Raw genomic sequence first — 20670 nt, 5'->3', positions numbered from 1 at the left:
TTCAATAAATCAGATGGCTTCGCGCAGATGGAATGATTTCGGCCGGGTCAGATTGTCGTAGCCGATGGCCGACAAGCCCGCACCCTTGCCGGTGTCCTTGACGCCGGTCCAGACCAAGGCCGGGTCGAGGTAGTCGCAGCGGTTCATGAACACCGTGCCGGTCTCGACGCGGTTGCCGATCGCCACGGCATGCTCGGTATCGCGCGTCCAGATCGAAGCGGTCAGCCCGTAGGGACTGTCGTTCATCAGCGCGATCGCCTCTTCGTCGTTGCGCACCTTCATGATGCCGACGATCGGGCCAAAGCTTTCCTCGCGCATGACGCTCATCTGATGATCGACTTCTGTCAGCACCTCAGGTGCCAGATAAGGCGAACCAGCCTTGTCGTTAGCCACCTTCATGTTGATGTGCGCCTTGGCACCCTTGCGCAGCGCTTCCGCCTTCTGTTCACGGATCAGGTCAGCAAAGCGCGCCTGCGCCATCGGTCCCATCGTCGTCGCCTGGTCGAGCGGATTGCCGACGACATAGTTCTTGGTCTCGGCGATGAAGCCTTCGACGAATTCGTCATAGACCTTCTCGTGCACATAAACGCGTTCGATGCCGCAGCAGCACTGGCCGGAATTGTAGAAGGCGCCGTCGACCAGATTGGCGACCGCATGGTCCATCTTGGCGTCGGGCAGCACATAGGCCGGATCCTTGCCGCCAAGCTCGAGGCCGAGCGTCATGAAGGTGCCCGCCGCCGCCTTTTCGATGGCGCGGCCGCCGCCGACCGAACCGGTGAAATTGACGTGGTCGATCTTGCCCGAGCCGAGCAGCCTTTCGGTCTGGGCGTGGTTCAGCACGACATTCTGGAACACGCCCTTGGGCAGGCCGATCTTGTCGAAAGCCTGTTGAAAGCGCTCGCCGACCAGCAGCGTCTGCGCCGCATGCTTCAGGATCACGGTGTTGCCGGCCATCAGCGCCGGCACGATGGTGTTGACGGCGGTCAGATAGGGATAATTCCACGGCGCGATCACCATGACGACGCCGAGCGGGTCTTTCTTCACATAGCGGCGGAAACCGTCCTTGGGGTTGGAGGCCGGCACGGACTTGAGCGCCTGCTCGGCGATCTCGACCATGTAGTTGGTGCGTTCCCTGACGCCGCCGAATTCGCCGCCATAGCGCACGGGCCGCCCCATCTGCCAGGCGATTTCCGGCACGATCTCGTCGGTCATCGCGACCAGCGCTTCCAGCATAGCCAACATGTACTTGCCGCGCTCGACGATAGGTGTCTCAGCCCACTTCTCTTGCGCCGCCTTGGCGCGTTCCACTGCGGCGTTGATCGCCTGGTCTGTAGCAATCGGCCGCTCGGCATAGATCGAGCCATCGACGGGGGTAATGAGTTTGACCGTCTCGGTCATTTTGTAAGTCCTCGTATTCTACAACAAAATCGTGTGGCCTGGCGCTGCCCCTCATCTGCCTGCCGACAGCCTCTCCCCACGGGGAAAGGCTAAGAGTGAAGGGGTGGCGCCGACGAACCGCCGATACCTAATACCGCTCGAAACCTCTGTGCAGTTCCCAATCCGTAATCCGGCGGTCGTATTCGAACTGCTCCCACTTTGCGGTGTGGACATAGTGTTCGAGCACATCCTCGCCGAACGCCTGCTTGAGCATCTTCGACTTCGCCAGCGTGTCGGTGGCATCGCGCAGCGTCTTCGGAATCTCCGGCAGGCGAGATGCTTGATAAGCATCGCCGACGAACGGCTTCTGCAATTCCAGTTTTTCGTCGATGCCGGCAAGGCCGGCGGCGATCAGGGCTGCGAAAGCAAGATACGGGTTGAGGTCGGCGCCACCGATGCGGCATTCCATGCGGATGCCTTTGGTGCCCTCGCCGCACAGGCGGAAGCCTGCGGTGCGGTTGTCCTCGCTCCACATGATCTTGGTCGGCGCGAAGGTGCCGGCCTGGAAGCGCTTGTAGGAGTTGATATAGGGCGCCAGGAACCAGGTGAATTCCTTGGCGTATTTGAGCTGGCCGGCGGCCCATTGCTGGCCGAGTGTCGACAGCGTCCAGTCGGCCTTTTTGTCGAAGAACAGCGGTGTCTTGCCGTCGGCGCTCCACAGCGAATTGTGGATGTGGCTGGAATTGCCGGCGAGCCCGTAATTATACTTGGACATGAACGAAATCGCCTTGCCCTCGGACTCGGCGATTTCCTTGGCGCCGTTCTTCAGGATGACGTGGCGGTCGGCCATGTCGAGCGCCTCAGCATAGCGCACATTGATCTCTTCCTGGCCCGGACCCCACTCGCCCTTGGAATTCTCGATCGGAATGCCGGCCGCTTCCATTTCGTTGCGAAGCCGGCGCATGACGCCTTCTTCCTTGGTGGTGATGCCGATCTGGTAGTCGCCGATATAGGGCGATGCGGTGTCGAGACCTTGCCAGTGCTTCTTGCGGGCCGAATCGTAGGTCTCGTTGAACAGATAGAATTCGAGCTCGGATGCGAAATAGCCGATATAGCCGCGCTCGCTCAGCCGCTTGACCTGCTTCTTCAAGATGGCGCGCGGCGAATGCGGCAGGTCGTCATGCGTGTGGTGGTCGAGCACGTCGCAGATCACGAGCGCGGTCTTTTCCAGCCAGGGAATGCGCCGCAGCGTGGCGAGATCCGGCTTCATGACGAAATCGCCATAGCCCTTCGACCAGCTCGCCGCCTTGTAGCCCGGCACCGGCTCCATATCGATGTCTGCGGCCAGCAGATAATTGCATCCATGCGTTTCGTCATGCGCGGAATCGACGAAGTACTGCGCCAGGAAGCGTTTTCCCGCCAGCCGTCCCTGCATGTCGACGATGCAGGCCAGCACGGTGTCGATCTCACCGCTGGAGACCGCTTTCTTCAACTGATCGAACGAGAAATTTCCGGCCATTCCTTTGGCACTCCAGCGCTTGGGCTTTGAATGAGTTGAACGAAACCATGGCCGGCACGATGCCGGCCATGGCCATGATGGTCGAGGTCAGTGGCCGGTTTCGCCGACTGCCTGTTCGGCCGCCTTGATGGCCGCCTGACGCGCCGCAATGATGTCGCCGAGCGGCGGCCCCTGGAAGCGGCGCTTCTCGAAGCCGAACCAGACGACTGCCGTCAGGATGAAGAAGCCGACGGTGATGTAGAGCGCCCAATCGTTCGGCGGCTGGATGCCGATGATGAAGATCAGGATCATTGAGACGATCGACAGGAAGGCGAACAGCATGAACACGCCGCGCCCCATGTTCCAGGGACCCATCTTGTCCCACTTCGGCGTGCCCCAGGCGAGCATGCCGAGCACGATCGGCACGGTGAAGGAGAGGAACAGGAAGATGACGGTGCAGGAAACCACGATGGTGTAGGCCGAAGTGCCTGCGACCGAAACCAGCGTCGAACCCCAGACGAACAGCACCGACAGGATCGAAGCCGTCCAGATCGCCGCCACCGGCGTGCGGTAGGTCGGGCTGACCTTGGCGAGTGCCGCCGAACCCGGCAGGCCGCCGTCACGCGAGAAGGCGAAGATCATGCGCGAGGCAGACGTCACCGTGGCAAGGCCGCACAGCAGCTGTGCGACGAACACGACGAGGTAGACGAACTCCTTGATGCCGGGGCTTACGCGCTGGTCGAAGGCCCAGAAGAACACGTTCCAGCCCTGCTTGGCGGCATCGTCCATGTTCGGGATCATCAGCACGAAGGCGGCCAGGAACAGATAGCCGAAAACGGCCGACCAGATCACCGACATGACCATGGCGCGCGGCACGGAAGAAGCCGCCTTGATGGTTTCCTCCGAGGTGTGCGCGGAAGCGTCATAACCGGTGATCGTGTAGATCGGCAGCAACAGTCCGAGCGCGAACACCCAGGCATTCGAGACGGATGGCCACACGCCGGCGCCTGCGTCCCCGGAATAGTTCTTGAAGGTGAAGAGACGGCTGAAATCCCAGGTCTCAGCGGAAGCCAGGCAGACGATGGCGATCAGGATCGAGCCGAAGAAGATGAGATAGCCCGAGAAATCGGTCAGCTTCGCCGTCAGCTTGATGCCGAGATGGTTGATCAGCGCCTGCGCGCCGGTGATGATGATCAGAAAGATCATCTGGTTTGTCAGCGTGCCTTCGATTCCGAGCGTCGGGCCGAAAGCGCCGATGAAAAACGTCCAGGTGCCGACATTGATGGCGCCGAGCACGGTGATCAGGCCGAGCAGATTGAGCCATGCGGTGACCCAGCCGGTGCCGCGGTTGCCGAGGATCGAACCCCAGTGATAGAGGCCGCCGGCCGTCGGATAGGCCGAGCTGATCTGCGACATGGCGACCGCAAAGGTCAGCGAAACGAAGCAGCCGACCAGCCAGCCGATGCCGATGCCGATGCCGCCGGCGCCGGAGGTGGCCTGGGCCAGCGAATTGATGCCGCCCGACAGGATGCAGATGATGGAGAAGGAAACGGCGAAGTTCGAAAAGCGACTGAGGCGCCGCTCCAATTCCTGGGCATAGCCCATGCTGTGGAGGTGCTTTACGTCCTCCGCCTTGTCAACTTCAGTATAACCCGGTGCTGCCATTTTAGTGTCCCCTGTTGGTTTTCGGGTCGGGATGAGATCCCGCCCTAGCTAGCCGATTGAACTGACTTTCCGACTGAATGCGATCTGGTGTGTCCGGCCTCCTCTGGCTCCAGATCCGAAAAAATGCCCGTGAGCAGATCCGCCCATTTCCGCTGCCCGGTCTCGCCGGCGATTTCGTCATTGCGGATTTCGATCATCGCGCAGGGCAGTCCGCGCGAGCGCGCATGCCGTTCCAGCGTGAAATAGACGCGGTCATCAGGTGAATACGGCTCGTTGACCCCGACGGTGACACCGGAAAGCCGCTTCAGCGCCGATATCAGCGGCGCCGCCAGCCGGCGATCCTCGTCATGGATGATGCCGATATGCCAGGGCCGGTTGCGGCCCTTGTATACCGGCGTGAAGGAATGGACCGAAACCAGCCGCGTTTCCTGACCGTGTGACAGCCTGTGGCTGATGATATCCGCAATCGTATCGTGGAAAGGGCGCCACGAAAGCGCGACACGCGCGGCACGCTCACTTTCCGACAGGCCGGCATTGCCCGGTATGGCCGTTGTCTCACTGACCGGCGGCACCAGGTCGGGCGCGTCAAGCGGCCGGTTGCAGTCGATGACAAGGCGCGAAATGCGGGTTTCGACCAGCGTCGCGTCGAGCGCCTGCGCCATGCGGCGGGCAACCGGCAGCGCGCCGGGATCCCAGGCGATGTGGCGCGACAGGTCCTCGACAGCAAGGCCGAGCGTGCCGAATTCGGCGGGCAGGAAGTTCGAGGCGTGATCGCAGGTCAGCACGAAAGGGCTTGATCCGCCGGGGTTCGTCACCCTTACGGTATCAGACGATGCAAGGCTGGCGGGCCGTGCTTTCTCCATACTCTGCCGTCCCCGGGGAGCGCTGTATCGTATGTTACGTATTTTGCCTCATTGCGTCCCTGTGGATGATTTCATACAGTTTGTCCGGCTTTGTCAAATGCGATTTCGGAAAAGACCATCGACCGAGCCAGGGGTGGGGAAAAGATGATTTCCAACATTGCCGAACTGATCGCCGACCGCATCGGCACGATGCCGGCCAGCGAACGGCGCGCGGCCCAGACACTGATTGCCTTCTACCCGATGATCGGCTTGAAAACGGTCGCTGAATTCTCGGCCGCAGCCGGCGTTTCCTCGCCGACGATCCTGCGTTTCGTCGCCCGGTTGGGCTTTCAGAACTATCCGGAGTTCCAGTCGAGCCTGCAGGACGAACTGGCGGCGCAACTGCAATCGCCGGCGACAAGGACGCTCAATCCGCCATCGCCCGGCGGCGGGACCGTGTCGCCGATGCTGGAAGCGACGCTCGACAATATGCGCGAGACATTCAGGCACCTGTCCGACAAGCAGCTTGCCGACATCGCCGCCCGGCTAGCGGACCGGCGCGGCAAGACCTTCCTGATCGGCGGCCGCTTCACCGATCCGCTGGCGCGCTACATGGCCGCCCACCTCGCCATCATCCAGCCGGATGTCTTTCACCTCGCCGGGCAGGAAAGCATGTGGCGTGACCGGCTGATCGACATGGGCAAGCGCGACGTGCTGGTCATCTTCGACATCAGGCGCTACCAGGACAGCCTCCTCCGCTTCGCCGAGAAGGCGCATCAGCGTGGCGTGCAGATCGTACTGTTCACCGACCAGTGGCTGTCGCCGATCGCCCGCCTTGCTCGCCATGTCATCGCCGGACGAACCGCGGTGCCGTCGGCATGGGATTCATCGGCGGCCCTTTTCGTCGTCGCCGAAACGCTGATCGGCGCCGTCACCAGGCAACTGGAAGCAGAAGGCGCCAAACGCATTCGCGAGATGGAAAGTCTGCGTTAGTGCATATGCGATGATCCGAAGCGTTACGCATATTTTCTCAAACGTTACATATATTTAATGTGCGCAGCCCCCGGAGAATTGTCATAAAGACGCGATATCGAGACGGCTTCTTTGCCTTACAATAGCCTCGCTGCGTCTGCTTCATTTCGGGAAACCGGTAGACGGAAGGATTGTTTTACCAACCGGAGTGCTGATGGCCGCCTGGAAACAGATACTTTTTGCACTCGTGGTGCTGGTGGTGGCGGCAGCCGCCTGGCTGCGCTTTTATCCCGGCGCACCGGACGTGCTGGCACGTTGGGGCATCGACTGGGCTTACGCGGCAACGCCCCCGGCTGAAACCGGTGCCGCCAACGCGAGGCAGGCAAACGGCCGCAACGGCAACCAGCGGGTGAACGTGGTCGCCTTGGCGGCCACTTCGGCTGTTATCAACGACCGCCTGCAGGCGATCGGCACCGGCCGTGCCAACGCCTCGGTGACCGTCAATCCTTACAGCTCCGGCCGCCTCGCCGAACTGCTGGTCGAATCCGGCAGCCATGTCGAAAAGGGACAGATCCTCGCCACCCTCGATTCCGAGACCGAAGTGATCTCTCAGGACCGTGCCAAGCTCGCCTTGCAGGACGCTCAGTCCAAGCTCGACCGCGTTAAGTCGCTGCGTGCCTCCAATGCCGCGACCCCGGTAGCCGTGGCTGATGCCGAGGTGGTGCTGGCGGGCGCCAAGCTGGCGCTTCAGGACGCGGAACTTGCACTGCAGCGCCGGTCGATCCTGGCGCCGATCGCCGGCACCGTCGGCATCCTGCCGATCTCGGCCGGCAATTACGTCACCAACCAGTCGGCCATCGCCACGCTCGACGACCGGTCCTCGATCCTGGTCGATTTCCTGGTGCCCGAGCGCTTCGCCGCCGCCGTCAAGGTCGGTGCGCAATTGACGGCGACGCCGATCGCCAATCCCAGCAACGCCTATAGCGGCACCGTTTCGGCCATCGACAACCACATCGATGAAAAGAGCCGCACCCTGCTGGTCAAGGCCAAGATCGCCAACCCGGCCGATTCGCTGCGCGCCGGCATGTCGTTCGGCATCACCATGAAATTTCCTGGGCAAACCTATCCGGCCGTCAGCCCGCTGGCGATCCTGTGGGGGTCGGACGGCGCCTATGTCTGGCAGATCGAGGATGGCAAGGCCAGGCGGGTCCCGGTGCGCATCATCCAGCGCAACACCGAGACCGTGCTGATCGACGCCGAGATCGACAATGGCGACATGGTGGTCACAGAAGGCACCCAGAGCGTCAGCGAGGGCGGCGCGGTTCGCCTTGCCGGCGAAGAGCAGCGCGCCGCGGACGCCGCCGCAGGCTCATGACCGGAACCATCAACACCGCCAGCGAGACCGGCTTCACCGCCCTGTTCATCCGCAGGCCGGTCATGGCCTTCGTGCTCAACACACTGATTGCGGTCGCCGGCCTGGCCGCTTTCTACGGCGTCGAGATCCGCGAACTGCCTGATGTCGACCGCGCGGTCGTCACTGTTTCCACCACCTTCGAGGGCGCGGCGGCCGAGACCGTCGACCGCGAACTGACTGACACGATCGAGGGCGCCGTCGCCCGCGTCTCAGGCGTCAAGTCGATCTCGTCGTCTTCCTCGTTCGGCTCGAGCCGCGTCACCATCGAGTTCAACGACGGCGTCGATCTGAATGTCGCCGCCTCGGACGTGCGTGATGCTGTCGGCCGCGTCGCCAATCAGATGCCCGACACCGCCGATCCGCCGCGCATCGTCAAGGCCGACGCCAATTCCGACGCGGTGATGCGACTGGCGGTGACCTCGGACAACATGTCGATCCAGGACATGACCGTGGTGGTCCAGGACCAGATCGAGGACGAGCTTGCCGCCGTGCCCGGCGTTGCCGACGTCCAGGTCTATGGCGACCGCGACAAGATCTTTCGCATCGATGTCGACCAGAACAAGCTGGCCAGCCTCGGCTTCACGGTTGCCGATCTCAGGGCCGCCCTTGCCTCGGTCGCTTTCGATTCCCCTGCCGGTTCGATCACCACGACCAACCAGGACCTGATCGTCCGCACGACTGCCGACGTGACCACGCCGGAAGAGTTCGAAAACATCATTGTCGGCGGCACGACGCGCATCCGCGACGTCGCCACCGTCACGCTCGGTCCCGACGTCGGCCAGACCACGCTGCGCTCGGACGGCAAGACCGGCATCGGCATCGGCATCATCCGCCAGGCGGAATCGAACACGCTGGACATCTCGACCGGTGTCCAGGCCGCCGTCGCCAAGCTGCAGGAAAACCTGCCCAAGGGCATGTCGATCAAGATCACCAGCGACGACGCCGTCTTCGTCAAGGGCGCGGTGCACGAGGTCGAGATCGCACTCGGCCTGTCCGTGACCATGGTGCTGATCGTCATCTATGTGTTTCTCCTCGACTGGCGCGCGACGCTGATCCCCGGCCTGTCGATGCCGGTCGCCATGATCGGCACCATCGCTGCCATCTATCTGGCCGGCTTCTCGGTCAACATCCTGACCCTGCTCGCTCTGGTGCTGGCGACGGGACTGGTCGTCGACGACGCCATCGTCGTGCTCGAAAACATCGTGCGACGACGCAATGAAGGCATGGGGCCCCGCGCCGCCGCCGTGCTTGGCGCGCAGGAAGTGTTTTTCGCCGTCATTGCCACCACCTTGACGCTGGTCGCCGTCTTCGTGCCGATTTCGTTCCTGCCCGGCCAGACCGGCGGCCTGTTCCGCGAATTCGGCTTCGTGCTTGCCATGTCGGTGTTATTGTCCTGCGTTGTGGCGCTGACGCTGTGCCCGATGCTCGCCTCGCGCATGCTGACCAGCGCATCGCTCCACCACGAAGGGGGCCATGGCATCGGCGCCCGCATCGGCGGCGCGCTCAGTACGGCCTACAAGCGCGGCCTACACGCCTGCCTCGACGCGCCATGGATCGTGCTTCTGGTCGCGGTGCTGTTTGCCGGCACCGCCTTCACGCTGTTCGGCACCATCCGCCAGGAGCTGACGCCGACCGAGGACCGCGCCGCCGTGCTTCTGCGCATCAGCGCCCCGCAAGGCGTCAGCCTCGACTATACGACGCAGCAGATGCAGAAGATCGAGAGACTGATCCAGCCGATGCGCGATTCCGGCGAGATCCGCTCGACCTTCGAGAATGCCGGCCAGAACGGCTCCTACAATTCCGGCTTCATGGTGATGACGTTGGCGCCGTGGAACGAGCGCAGCCGCAGCCAGCAGGAGATCATGGCCGAGATCAGCCAGTTGACCAGGCAGGTGCCGAGCGTGCGCATCTTCCCGGTACAGCCCAACAGCCTCGGCATCCGTGGCGCCGGCAACGGCCTGCAGTTCGCGCTGGTCGGCAACGACCGCAAGGCGCTCGGCGACGCAGCCGTGAAGATCATCGCCGAGATGCAGAAGGACGCGCGCTTCCAGACACCGCGCCTGTCGATCGACCCGACGCAACCGCAGCTCGCCGTGGCCATCGACCGCGAGCGCGCCTCCGACCTCGGCATCGACATATCGGGACTGGCCAACACCTTGCAGGCCATGCTCGACGGCAACGATGTCGTCGACGTCTACATTGCCGACCGCAGCTACGGCGTGAAGCTGGTCTCGACCACCAATCCGATCAACGATCCGACCGATCTGGAAAACATCTTCCTGAAGACGGCAGACGGACGTTTCGTGCCGATGTCGACCATCGCCACGCTGACCGAACGTGCCGTACCGCCATCGCTGTCGCGCGAACAGCAGCAGCCCTCGGTGGCCATCACCTCCAACCTCAGTGGCGACTTCGCGCTTGGCGACGCGCTCACCCGCGCCGAGGAGATCGCCACGCCGCTGCTGCCTGCGGGCAGCCGCATCCTGCCTCTGGCCGAGGCGGCGACGCTGGGCGAAACCAACAGCGCCATGATCACCATTTTCGGCTTCGCGCTGGTCATCATCCTTTTGGTGCTGGCCGCCCAGTTCGAAAGTTTCGTCAGTGCCGTCATCATCATGGCGACGGTGCCGCTCGGACTGGCCTGCGCGATTTTCGCGCTTCTGCTCTCGGGCACCAGTCTCAACGCCTACAGCCAGATCGGCCTGGTGCTTTTGGTTGGCGTCATGGCCAAGAACGGCATCCTGATCGTCGAATTCGCCAACCAGCTGCGCGATCGCGGGCTTGGCGTGCGCGAAGCGATCGAGCAGGCCTCGATCATCCGCGTGCGGCCGGTGATGATGACGATGATCTGCACCGTGCTCGGCGGCTTGCCGCTGGTGCTGGCGAGCGGCGCCGGGGCCGAGGCGCGCGTCGCGCTCGGCTGGGTCATCGTCGGCGGCCTGGGGTTGGCCACCGTCTCGACGCTGTTCCTGACGCCGGTCGCCTATCTCCTGCTTGGCCGCTTCGTGACGCCGAAGACCCATGAGGAAGCGCGACTGAAGCGCGAGTTGGAGGAAGCCGCCTACACCAATGTGGAACCGGCGGAGTAAAGAAATCCAGGGAAAAGTGTGTAGCGGTTTTCCGTCCGGAATTTCGTAAGAAAAATAGTTCCGCCTATCTCAAGAACCGGCCTTCGATCGACCAGCGCGCGGCGAGGAAATTCAGCACCGCCGCCACCACGACACCGGCGATCTTTGCCGGCCACACTCCGGCGATGCCGGCAAACAGCGCGATGGAGAGGCTGGAGACGCCGAGCGAAATCAGCCCTCCAAGCGAGGCGAAGCGAAAGAATGCGTCACGCAGCCGGATGGCTCGATTGCGCTCGAACGACCAGAAGCCGTTCGCCGCGAAGGAAAAGGTGACGGCGATGAACCAGGCAGCAACGTTGGCCGGCAGCGGCGAAGCACCGAGCTTGAGCAGCAGGAAGAAGCTGGCAAGGTCGATGGCTGTGTTGGCCAGTCCGACAATGGCAAAGCGGACGATCTTGTTGCCGGTCGAACGCGGGGGCCGCTCGGCGTCGTTCATCCCCTGCCATCCATGATTGCGACATTGGCGCGGGCCAGGCTGGCTCCGAACGCGTCCGATGCCAGGGCCGCGAATTCGACCTCGCGCACACCTTGCATCGTGTCGCGCGCGCGCAGCGTCTCGTCGACATGGCCGGGATGGCACATGAACAGCCCTTGTTCCGGCAACCCTTCGACGGCGGCCTGCAGAACCGCAGTGAACTTTTCGGGCTGCCGCCAGTCATAGATGCCGGCGAGCGGCTGGAAAACGATGAAGCCGGCGCGCTGCATCGAACGGTTGAACCCGGCAGCGAGCGCGGCAATCGCGGCGACCTTCGACCCTGCGGCCAGCGCCGGGCCGCCGCGTAGGGCCGGCCTGTCGGCGCCTGCTGGAAACCGCGCGCGCAGCCATGTGCGCACGACGGGAAGGAAATGCACATGCTGATGCCCGTCGACGAAATCGGGGCGGCGGCCAAGCGCCTCGACGAAGCGGCTGTACTGGGCGTCAAGCTCGGCATGAACATGGCGCTCGTCGATGCGGCCGCGCAGAACAGGCAAGGCCAGTGCGCGGAGCGGTGGCAGCCGGCCTTCCGGCGCCAGGTTCGACCGGCCGGTAATGGTCAACTGGTCGGTCAAGGTGAGATGCAGCCCGACCGCGGCCCGGCCGCACAGCGGTTTTATGCGCGCTGCCTCCGCTTCCCATTCCGGAAAGCCGGTCATGCAGCTGGTGCCGGTCAGGCGGCCGCGATCGAGCAGGTCGAGAATCGCAGCGGAAACGCCGGGCGCCAGGCCATAATCGTCGGCGATCAGGCGGATGCGCCGCGTCATCTGTTCGAAGTGCCCGGCTCCGGCCGATCGGCGGGGGCCACGCTGCGCACGACGTCGCGCACGAGATAGACCGGGCGATCCTTGCTCTCGCTGAGCGTGACCCAGACGTATTCGCCGATCAGGCCAAGCAAGGTCAGGTTGAGGCCGCCGAGCAGGACGACGGCAACCAGCAGGCTGGGGTAGCCCGGAACGGCAATGCCGTAGAAGATCACCTCGAAGAGCACCTTGGCGCCATAGAGCGCACCGGCCAACGCCGCGAGCAGCCCGCTGAGGCTGATGAGACGCAAGGGAATGACGGAAAAGGAAGTAAAACCTTCGAGCGAGAAGGCGATCAGGTTGAGCCGGCTCCATTTCGACGTGCCGCTGGCGCGGCCTTCCGGCGAATAGGGCAACGCCTTCTGGCGAAAGCCGGCCCAGGCAAACAGGCCCTTGTTGAAGCGACGCTTGTCGCGCAGGCTGGTCAGCGCGCGCGCCACGGCGCCGCGCATGACGCGAAAGTCGCCGGCATTTTCGGGAATGTCGAAACGCTGGCTCGAGTTGATCAGGCTGTAGAAAAGCCTTGCAAGCTGGCTGCGCCGCCAGCTCGCCTCGCGGCGGTCGTTCTGCGCATAGACGACGTCGATGTCCGGATGGTCCACCAGCTCGGCGATCAGCTTCAGGCTGATGTCCAGGGAATGCTGGAGGTCGGCGTCCATGATCAGCACCATGTCGCCGCGCGACTGGTCGAGGCCGGCGAGCACCGCGACTTCCTTGCCGAAATTGCGGCTGAGGCGCACGATCTCCCACGACCCCGTCAGCGCTTGCGAAAACCGCACGGCGCCATCGTCACGACTGCCGTCATCGACGAGGATCTTGTGTACGGTCATGCCGAAGCGTTGTGCCACGGCCACTTCGAGCTCGCCCAGCAGGCACGCGAAGGCCGATGCCGATGCCGCCTCGTTGAAGAACGGTGCGACGATATCGAGGCTCGGCCGCAACTCAACCATTCGCGACTCCCGCATTCACCACCTTTTCCCGTGCCTTGGCCCAGAACCACCAGATCAGCGAACCGGCGATAAAAGTGACGGCGACCGGCCGGAACCAGGGGAAGAGGAAATCGTGCACATGGCGCTCGACGCCGCTCAACCCGGTCACGAACAGCGTCGTCGACAGCACCGAGGCAAGGACGCCGCCCCGTTCTTCGCGCCACAACAGGGCGATGGCAAGACCGGCTGGTACCGCGATCATGGCAAAGGTGTTTGGCTCGACGCGCGGGTTGAAGACGCACATGTAGAAAGTGGCTGTCAGGAAGATCGCCAGCGCCGCCTTTCCCTGTTCGAGCCTGCGGTCGAACCAGATGACGGCAGAAAGCGTAAACAGGGCCATGACCATGCGCACGATCGTTGCGCCGAATTCCGGAATTGGCAGTCCTATCGTGGTGAACGGTGCCGTGAAATCGGTGGGCACGAAATGGCTGGTGTTGTCGACGGCCATGGAGGTCAGCATCTGGATGAAGACACGATACTGGTCGTTGAGATAGCCGGCGGGAGCAAAAGCGTAAGGCAGTGCCAGCACGAACAGCAGCGCCAGCACCAGCACCGGTATCAGCCGGAGCCGAAGGGCTCCTACCAACAACAGCATTATGATCGCGGTCGGCTTGGCGATGATGGCAAGCGAAGCCCAGAAGAACGTCTCCGCCCGCCGCCCTTCCAGCGCCGACAGGGTGAGAATCCAGCAAGCGCCGGTCAAAAGGATCGTCGCCTGGCCGTTGCGGATCGCCCCCACCGCCATCGGCAAAGCGAGGAAAAGACCGAAAGAAAGCAGCCATGTCAGTTCGCCGCCGCCGAGCTTGCGCACCTGCCGCATCGCGGCGTAGGTCAGCACCGCAAAGCCAATGGAATGCCAAACCAAGCCGCCCAGATGCGGACCAAGCTTGACTATTGGAGTGTAGAGCGCGGCAAAGGCCGGCGCGTAGAGATACCCCATCTCGGACTGGGTGTCGTAGAGCGGCAGACCGGCCTGAAGCGCCACGCTGCCGTCGATATAGGCCTGCCATACCGTCCGCTTGTGCGGTGACCACAGGACCAGGGCAAGAACGACCAGGAACGCTCCGATCCACAGGCCAAACCCCAAACGGTCGAAAACCGGCTTGGAAATCGTCATCAAGGCGCTCCACACAATCCCGGAACTGGATCAGTCCAGCCTGTCCCGGCATTCGATGGCGGCGGCATATCACGGACGAAGTGGCGTGGCATAGGGGGCTGACGAACGTCAGGGCCGCACCTCCTTCGCCTCGAATATGCGTTCCCACCTTCATGGCTGCCGTCCGAGGCTGGCGACCTGACTAATCGCCAGTGAATTCGGGCAAACGAAAATAGGGGTTGCGCGGATCAAAGGGATATTTCGGCTCGCCCTTACCAGCAAGAACAGCCCCCGGAATCAGCACGCCTTTCGGCCCGAACTGATAGTCGATGCCGGCACAGAGGTGAGCGAGATCCTGGTAGTTGAAACTGCGCAACGCACTGCCACCTTCAAATGCAGCTGTTTTGAGTTGCTCAGGCATGAGCGGCCCGATCATCCTGTCGCGATAGGCTTTGATCTTGGCCTTGTTGAGTCTGGAGGCCTGACATTCGGCGCCGACGACCCGCGCCAGCATGATGTTCCTGACCGCAGTCCCGGCAGGATCATCCAGCGGGGCCGAATATTTCTTGAGAAAGTAATTCGTACCGGGATCGTTCGTCATCGCCTTGCGCCAAAACGGCGGGAACTTTTCGGCAGCCTGTTCTCACAAGCAGCCCCTTTTTTGCAGTAACTGGACTTCGCTCGCCAGCCATTTTCGTTCAAGGCTTGATGAACACCTTGCCGTTGGGCTTGGCCAGTTCGGCTGGCAGCCGCGCCATTGCTTCGGCAAGCGGCACCACCGCCGTCACGTCGGTCGACCAGCGCCCATCGGAAAAGCGCTTCTGCGCTTCCAGGATCGCCGGGCCGCGACGGTCGCGGAACTGGCGCATCCACTCGCTCAGCCAAAACCCTTCGATATGCTTGTGCTGGAAGATCAGTTGGCCGGGCTCGCGGATAACGGTGGCTTCGGGATCGAGCCGCCCATAGATGATCCAGCGCGACCGCTTCGGCATGACGTCGAAGATGGCGGAGGCAAGCGGCCCGGTTACCGCGTCAAGGAAGATGCGCGGCTGTTCGGCCTTCATCACCTCGCGCAGCGCCGCCTTGAAATCCGGCGCCCTTTCATTGAGCACGTGCGCCGCGCCAAGCGCATTCAGAGCCGCGATCTGGTCGTCGCGGCGCACGGTGACGATCGGCCGGAAACCCTCTTCGCTGGCCAGGCCGATGATCAGCTTGCAGAGCTGGCTGGCGCCGGCGGTCATGACGAAGGCCTTCTCGCCTTCCTCCTTGACGATGTCGAACATGGCGAGCGCCGTGAGCGGGTTGACGATCATCGCCGCACCATCCTCGTCGCGAACGGTGTCGAGCAGCGGGATGCAGGCAGCCGCCTCGGCGACGGCATAGTCGGCCCACGAGCCCCAGTTGGTGACGCCGGTGGCAAAAGCCACGCGCTTGCCGATCAGGCTTTTGGGATAGGGCTCGTCCCCGCTGGCGACGACAATGCCGACACCCTCGAAGCCGGCCGGCTGGCCCTTGGCACGCGGCTGGCCGTACTGGCCCTTGACGAAGGCGACATCGGACGGATTGATCGAGGCGAGGCTGACCTTGATCAGCACCTGGCTGGGGCCCGGTGTCGGCACCGCGATGCTGCCCGGCTCGAGATAGGGCTCCATCGCCTCCAGCACACTGCCGCTCCGCGTCCTGGTGTAGCCATCGCCGACAAGCAGCAGCGCCTTCATTTCGGATGGGACGGTCATCGGAACACTCCTCGCTCGAGCCTCGGGTCGCGCCCGCATGACGATGCCGGCGCTCAGACCTTCTCCTGCGTGTATTTCCTCAACTCCGTCCGCGCCACCTGACGGCGATGCACGGCGTCCGGCCCGTCGGCAAGGCGCAAGGTCCGCAGATGCGTCCACGACCGCGCCAGCGGTGTGTCCTGGCTGATGCCTTGCGCGCCGAACATCTGCACCGCCTCGTCGGTGACCTTGAGCGCGACGCGCGGTGCGATCACCTTGATCTGGCTGATCCAGGGAGCAGCGGCCCGCACATCGCCCTGGTCGATCATCCACGCCGCTTTGAGGCAGAGCAGCCGCGCCATCTCGATCTCCATGCGGCATTCGGCGATGATGTCGAAATTGGCGCCGAGCTTTGCCAGCTTCTGGCCGAAGGCCTCGCGGCGCACGGAACGCTGGCACAGCATCTCGAGCGCCATCTCGGCCTGTCCGATGGCGCGCATGCAGTGGTGGATGCGGCCGGGACCGAGCCGCCCTTGCGCGATCTCGAACCCCCTGCCCTCGCCGAGGATCAGGTTCGACGCCGGTACGCGCACATTGTCGAAGCGAAGATGCATGTGGCCATGCGGCGCGTCGTCATCGCCATAGACCTGCATGGCCCGGACCTTGGTCACACCTTTCGTGTCGGAAGGCACCAGGATCATCGAATGACGGCGGTGCTGCGGCTCGTCATCGCCCCCGGTCCTGACCATGACGATGTAGATGGCGCAGCGCGGATCGCCGGCGCCCGAAGCCCACCATTTCTCGCCATTGAGCACATAGTCGCCGCCGTGGCGTTCACAACGCATGGCAATGTTGGTGGCATCGGATGAAGCGACATCCGGCTCGGTCATCAGATAGGCCGAGCGGATCTTGCCGTCGAGCAGCGGTTCCAGCCATGCTTTCTTGTGGTCGGCCGAGCCGTATCGCTCCAGCACCTCCATGTTGCCGGTGTCGGGCGCCGAGCAGTTGAAGGTCTCGGCGCCGAGATGCGCCTTGCCCATCTCTTCGGCCAGATAGGCGTACTCGACAGTGGAAAGGCCATAGCCGCGTTCCGAGCCGGTCAGCCAGAAATTCCACAGGCCGCGCTCTCTTGCGGTCTTCTTCAGCCCTTCGAGGATCTCGCTCTGACGCGCACTGTAGACCCAGCGGCTGCCTGCCTTGCCCACTTCGCTGAGGAATTCATGGTCGAGCGGCATGATCTCGTCGCGCACCATGGCCGCGACGCGCGCGTGGATTGGCTTCAGCCGCTCGGTCATGCCGAGATTCATCTCCGTCATCGGTCGCTAACCCTTCATACACGCCAGGCATTTTGTCAGTGGCAAGGATGACCGTACTTCGGATAGCCTTGTCAACGAACTGTTTGCCCGCATGCCGAGCGCGGAGAATTGTGATGAGCTATCTGGACGAACTGTTTTCGGTGGCCGGCAAGACCGCGCTGGTGACGGGTGCGGCGACCGGCATCGGCCGCATGGCGGCGACCGCGCTGGTCAAGGCCGGCGCCAGCGTGATGATCGCGTCGCGCAAGGGCGAGGATTGTATCAAGGTCGCCGAAGAGTTGAACCAGCTTGGTGCACCGGGCCGGGCCGACGGCTTCGTCGGCGACGTTTCCAGCGAAGCCGGCATCGCCGCACTCGTCGCCGAGGTCAAATCGCGCATCGAACGGCTGAACATTCTGGTCAACAACGCCGGCGTCTCCTGGGGCGCGCCGCTGGAAAGCTTCCCCTATTCGGCATGGGCCAAGGTGTTTGGCGTCAACGTCACCGCGGTTTTCCACCTGACCCGTGAATTGCTGCCGCTGCTCGATGCCGCCGCCAGCGACGCCGATCCGGCCAGGGTGATCAACCTCGGTTCGGTGATGGGCACGCAGCCGCTGGCCGACGACGCCTATTCCTACACCGCCTCGAAGGCTGCGGTTCATCATCTGACGCGCACACTGGCGCTCGAGTTCGCCGCCCGCCGCATCACCGTCAACGCCTTTGCCCCCGGCCCCTTCCAGAGCCGGATGACGGCATTTGCCACCGCCACAGAGGAACAGGCCAGGCACGTCGGCAGCCATGTTCCGATCGGCCGTATCGGCGCACTGGATGACATTGCCGGCGCAACGCTCTATTTGTGCAGCCGTGCAGGCAGCTATGTCACTGGCGCCATCCTGCCGATCGATGGCGGACAGTCGGTGCAGCATGGGCTGACCTTGTTCAAGGAATGACATTTTCCGGCCACAGAAGCCGGGGGTGAACTGGAGGACATGAGCGTGGAACCGATCAGTCTCGATGTGCTTCTGGCCAGTGTCGGCAAGGAGGTCGGCGTGTCGCCCTGGCGGGTGGTCACGCAACGCATGATCGACCAGTTCGCCGACGCCACGGACGACCATCAGTTCATCCACTGCGATCCGGAGCGGGCGATGCGTGAAACGCCGTTCGGCGGCACCATCGCGCACGGCTTCCTGTCGCTGTCGCTGTTGTCGGCGATGACCTTCGAGACCATGCCGCCGCTGGAAAACGGCAAGATGGGCGTCAACCACGGCTTCGATTCGCTGCGCTTCCTGGCGCCGGTGAAAACCGGCGCGCGCATCCGCACGCGTTTCGTGCTGGCCGACGTCAAGGTCAGGCCGTCGGGCTGGGTGCAGACCGCGCATGACGTGACGATCGAGATCGAGGGTTCGAAGAAGCCGGCACTGACCGCGCGCTGGCTGACGCTGACCTTGATCGAACGCCAGCCCGAGACGGCATGAGTGATCCCGTTCTCGACCAGGCAGCGCTTGCGCCTTACCTCGAGGCGAACATACCGGGCTTTTCCGGGCTTGCGGCAGTCGAGAAGTTCAAATCCGGCCAATCGAACCCGACCTACCTTTTGACGGCGGCAAGCGGCCGTTACGTGCTGCGCGCCAAGCCGCCGGGGCAATTGCTGAAATCGGCGCACCAGGTCGACCGCGAATTCAGGGTGATGAGCGCCCTTGCCGGCACCGCCGTGCCTGTGCCGGCCATGCTGCATCTGTCGGCGGAAGGCTCGCCCATCGGCCGCATGTTCTACGTGATGGATTTCCTCGACGGCCGCATTTTCTGGGATCCGGCCCTGCCGGAGGCTGACGACAATGATGAACGCGCCGCCATCTACGATGCCATGAACGACACCCTCGCCGCCCTGCACGAGGTCGATGTCGAGACTGTGGGGCTCGGCGATTTCGGCCGGCCGGGCAATTATTTCGAGCGCCAACTGGCGCGCTGGACGAGCCAGTACCGTGCCTCGGAAACCGGCACCGTCGCCGACATGGACCGGCTGATTGCCTGGTTGGAAACGCATATGCCCGTCGATGACGGCCGGATCTCACTGGTCCATGGCGACTACCGGCTGGACAATCTGATCTTCGCGCCGGACCGGCCAACGGTTCTGGCAGTGCTCGACTGGGAACTTTCGACATCAGGCCACCCCTTCGCCGATATCGCCTATCAATGCATGCAATGGCGGCTGCCGCACGCTTCCGGCTTTCGCGGCCTGGGCGGTATCGATCGTTCCGCACTCGGCCTGCCTTCCGAAGAGGACTACGTCGCCGCCTACTGCCGGCGGCGCGGGCTCACCGGTATCGGCAACTGGACGTTCTTCCTCGCCTTTTCCTTCTTCCGGCTGGCTGCCATCTGCCAAGGCGTCTTCAAACGGGCGCTGGACGGCAATGCCTCCAATCCCGAGAAGGCGAAAACCTATGGCGAGGCGGTGAAGCTGCTTTCGTGTCTTGCCGCAGAACTGATCGACAGGGAGGCGTGATGGGCCATTTCGAGAGAGGAACGGTGCTGATCACGGGGCTGCCAAATTACGACAAGCGTCGGCACGGTCCGAAGCATACCGTTTGGGAACTTCCCGTGCCCTTGTCCGTTTCCGTACAGTGTATATAATTTAACCAGCCACCAACCCAACCGAAGGCACCAGATCTTGCCGCAGAGCGTCCAGACACGCCGCGAGAAACAAAAGGCAGAACTGCGCTCCGAATTGCTCGAGGCCGCGCATAAGCTTGTCCAGGAAGAGGGCTATGAGGGCCTGACCATCCGCAAGCTGGCCAAGCGGGTCGGCTACGCCCCGATGTCCGTTTATTCCTACTTCGCCGACAAGCAGGACATCCTGTTCGCTCTGGCCGAGGACGCATTCGAGACGCTTGCTCGCCGCATCGAGGAGCATCCGTCCGATGATCCGATCGCAGCCTTGCAGGCGGTGATGACGGAATATGCCGCCTTCGGGCTCGGCAATCCCAACGAATACCGCACCGTATTCATGACCGAAAAGACTAAGCTGCCGGAAGGCAGGAGCTACGACGACATGGAAGAGAGCAACCCGGCGATGAAGGCGCTGATCAGCCGGGTCGAGGCCTGCGTTGCCGCCGGAAAATTGCAGGGCGATCCGCGCGCCATCGCCACCATGCTGTGGGCGGTCGGCCACGGCACGATCTCGCTGCTCATCACCTTTCCATTCTACCCCTTCGGCGACCCGCAGGCCTTCGTGAAGCGGATGTGCGATTTCACGCTCGCCACGCTCAGCACGCAAAACGTCCCGCCATTGACCGAGACACCGGTCAACTGCTGAACGCCGTTCCCTTTCATTTCCATATTTTCTCTCCGTCCCAGCCAGACCCTGGGGGGATTTCTTGGTTAACGAAAAATTTATCGTACGC

18 protein-coding genes are annotated in these 20670 nt (G+C 63.1%); 7 read left to right on the top strand and 11 right to left on the bottom strand.

Annotation, left to right across the window (positions count from 1 at the left end):
* Positions 1-9 precede the first annotated feature (9 nt).
* The 4 genes from A9K65_RS09615 to A9K65_RS09600 form a co-directional block, all read right to left on the bottom strand.
* Positions 10-1398 carry an aldehyde dehydrogenase family protein gene (locus A9K65_RS09615; RefSeq protein WP_063168962.1) on the bottom strand — a complete coding sequence of 463 codons (1389 nt, stop codon included), beginning with the start codon at positions 1396-1398 and terminating at the stop codon, positions 10-12.
* Positions 1399-1525: 127 nt separating this feature from the next.
* Positions 1526-2896: a glutamine synthetase family protein gene (locus A9K65_RS09610; protein WP_064995604.1), complete on the bottom strand. Its 1371-nt coding sequence runs from the start codon at positions 2894-2896 to the stop codon at positions 1526-1528.
* A gap of 87 nt (positions 2897-2983) precedes the next feature.
* The gene (locus tag A9K65_RS09605; RefSeq protein ID WP_013529681.1) at positions 2984-4540 is read right to left on the bottom strand and encodes an amino acid permease; all 1557 of its coding nucleotides are present in this window, start codon (positions 4538-4540) and stop codon (positions 2984-2986) included.
* Between the two features lie 44 nt (positions 4541-4584).
* On the bottom strand, positions 4585-5403 hold the full coding sequence (locus tag A9K65_RS09600; RefSeq protein ID WP_024502760.1) for an N-formylglutamate amidohydrolase: 819 nt from the start codon (positions 5401-5403) through the stop codon (positions 4585-4587).
* A gap of 144 nt (positions 5404-5547) precedes the next feature.
* Here A9K65_RS09600 and A9K65_RS09595 point away from each other — a divergent pair, with 144 nt between their 5' ends.
* From A9K65_RS09595 to A9K65_RS09585, 3 genes are all read left to right on the top strand, one after another.
* Positions 5548-6375, top strand: coding sequence for a MurR/RpiR family transcriptional regulator (locus A9K65_RS09595; RefSeq protein ID WP_013529679.1), 828 nt, complete (start codon positions 5548-5550; stop codon positions 6373-6375).
* Between the two features lie 193 nt (positions 6376-6568).
* A complete protein-coding gene (locus tag A9K65_RS09590) occupies positions 6569-7729 on the top strand; it encodes an efflux RND transporter periplasmic adaptor subunit (RefSeq protein WP_063170332.1) in 1161 nt (386 codons plus the stop codon).
* Positions 7726-10857 (top strand): efflux RND transporter permease subunit, encoded by a 3132-nt coding sequence (locus A9K65_RS09585; protein ID WP_027161377.1) that lies wholly within the window; start codon positions 7726-7728, stop codon positions 10855-10857. The genes A9K65_RS09590 and A9K65_RS09585 overlap by 4 nt, the downstream gene beginning before the upstream one ends.
* Before the next feature lie 64 nt (positions 10858-10921).
* On the opposite strand, the gene A9K65_RS09580 is transcribed toward A9K65_RS09585, so the two are convergent.
* The 7 genes from A9K65_RS09580 to A9K65_RS09550 form a co-directional block, all read right to left on the bottom strand.
* Complete coding sequence (locus A9K65_RS09580) at positions 10922-11332, bottom strand: GtrA family protein (RefSeq protein ID WP_064995603.1); 411 nt, start codon at positions 11330-11332, stop codon at positions 10922-10924.
* Positions 11329-12138, bottom strand: a complete 810-nt coding sequence (locus tag A9K65_RS09575) for a ChbG/HpnK family deacetylase (protein ID WP_064995602.1) — start codon at positions 12136-12138, stop codon at positions 11329-11331. Before A9K65_RS09575 ends, A9K65_RS09580 begins: the two co-directional genes overlap by 4 nt.
* Positions 12135-13124 (bottom strand): glycosyltransferase family 2 protein, encoded by a 990-nt coding sequence (locus A9K65_RS09570; protein WP_064995601.1) that lies wholly within the window; start codon positions 13122-13124, stop codon positions 12135-12137. Before A9K65_RS09570 ends, A9K65_RS09575 begins: the two co-directional genes overlap by 4 nt.
* Positions 13117-14280, bottom strand: coding sequence for a glycosyltransferase 87 family protein (locus tag A9K65_RS09565; protein WP_064995600.1), 1164 nt, complete (start codon positions 14278-14280; stop codon positions 13117-13119). Before A9K65_RS09565 ends, A9K65_RS09570 begins: the two co-directional genes overlap by 8 nt.
* Before the next feature lie 181 nt (positions 14281-14461).
* Entirely contained in the window at positions 14462-14860 is a 399-nt protein-coding gene (locus tag A9K65_RS09560) for a hypothetical protein (RefSeq protein ID WP_084016287.1), read from the bottom strand.
* A 97-nt stretch (positions 14861-14957) separates the two neighbouring features.
* On the bottom strand, positions 14958-15995 hold the full coding sequence (locus tag A9K65_RS09555; protein ID WP_064995599.1) for a zinc-binding dehydrogenase: 1038 nt from the start codon (positions 15993-15995) through the stop codon (positions 14958-14960).
* 53 nt (positions 15996-16048) lie between these two features.
* Positions 16049-17290: an acyl-CoA dehydrogenase family protein gene (locus tag A9K65_RS09550; RefSeq protein ID WP_064995598.1), complete on the bottom strand. Its 1242-nt coding sequence runs from the start codon at positions 17288-17290 to the stop codon at positions 16049-16051.
* 113 nt (positions 17291-17403) lie between these two features.
* On the opposite strand from A9K65_RS09550, the gene A9K65_RS09545 reads away from it, so the two are divergent.
* The 4 genes from A9K65_RS09545 to A9K65_RS09530 all read left to right on the top strand — a co-directional run bounded on the left by A9K65_RS09545 (position 17404) and on the right by A9K65_RS09530 (position 20582).
* On the top strand, positions 17404-18219 hold the full coding sequence (locus A9K65_RS09545; RefSeq protein ID WP_064995597.1) for an SDR family oxidoreductase: 816 nt from the start codon (positions 17404-17406) through the stop codon (positions 18217-18219).
* Between the two features lie 39 nt (positions 18220-18258).
* On the top strand, positions 18259-18744 hold the full coding sequence (locus A9K65_RS09540) for a MaoC family dehydratase (protein ID WP_263484965.1): 486 nt from the start codon (positions 18259-18261) through the stop codon (positions 18742-18744).
* The gene (locus A9K65_RS09535) at positions 18741-19772 is read left to right on the top strand and encodes a phosphotransferase family protein (protein WP_064995596.1); all 1032 of its coding nucleotides are present in this window, start codon (positions 18741-18743) and stop codon (positions 19770-19772) included. Before A9K65_RS09540 ends, A9K65_RS09535 begins: the two co-directional genes overlap by 4 nt.
* A gap of 165 nt (positions 19773-19937) precedes the next feature.
* Entirely contained in the window at positions 19938-20582 is a 645-nt protein-coding gene (locus tag A9K65_RS09530) for a TetR/AcrR family transcriptional regulator (protein WP_013529665.1), read from the top strand.
* The last annotated feature ends 88 nt before the right edge of the window (positions 20583-20670 follow it).

Source organism: Mesorhizobium sp. WSM1497 (assembly GCF_001672455.2).
GTDB classification, from domain to species: Bacteria; Pseudomonadota; Alphaproteobacteria; order Rhizobiales; family Rhizobiaceae; genus Mesorhizobium; species Mesorhizobium ciceri.
Note: the sequence above shows the minus strand (reverse complement) of the source record. Positions and strands in the feature narration are given on the sequence as shown.